This window comes from Pseudomonas sp. 21615526 (assembly GCF_013386245.1).
In the GTDB taxonomy this organism is placed as follows: domain Bacteria; phylum Pseudomonadota; class Gammaproteobacteria; order Pseudomonadales; family Pseudomonadaceae; genus Aquipseudomonas.
Genome location: NZ_JACAOM010000240.1, coordinates 1 through 333, shown reverse-complemented (window position 1 = coordinate 333; position 333 = coordinate 1). Strand labels below are relative to the sequence as shown.

The following is a 333-nucleotide window of genomic DNA, read 5'->3' as shown; positions in this document are numbered from 1 at the left end:
CCCACATTTTGGCCCTGTTTGAAATCAGGACAGGCGGTGGTTAACGAATTGTCGGCGCCCTCGCCCAATCCAGCTCACTGGCCGGCATCGGCCGACCAAACCAGTACCCCTGGCCAAGGTCACAGCGCTGTTCCAATAGAAACCGCGCCTGCTCAACCTGCTCGATACCTTCGGCATGCACCTGCATGCCCATGCTCTGCGCCAACGCGATCACTACCCGCACGATCGCCGCATCGTCCTCATCCCATGGCAACCCGGCGACAAAACCCTGGTCGATCTTGAGCTTCTGCACCGGCAAGCGCTTGAGCCGCAGCAGCGATGAATAACCGGTGC

General features: G+C 60.4%; 1 protein-coding gene. It reads right to left on the bottom strand.

Annotation, left to right across the window (positions count from 1 at the left end):
• Positions 1 to 40 precede the first annotated feature (40 nt).
• Positions 41 to 333: EAL domain-containing protein (locus HX786_RS31475; protein WP_178913083.1), on the bottom strand; the 293-nt coding region annotated here is incomplete at its 5' end.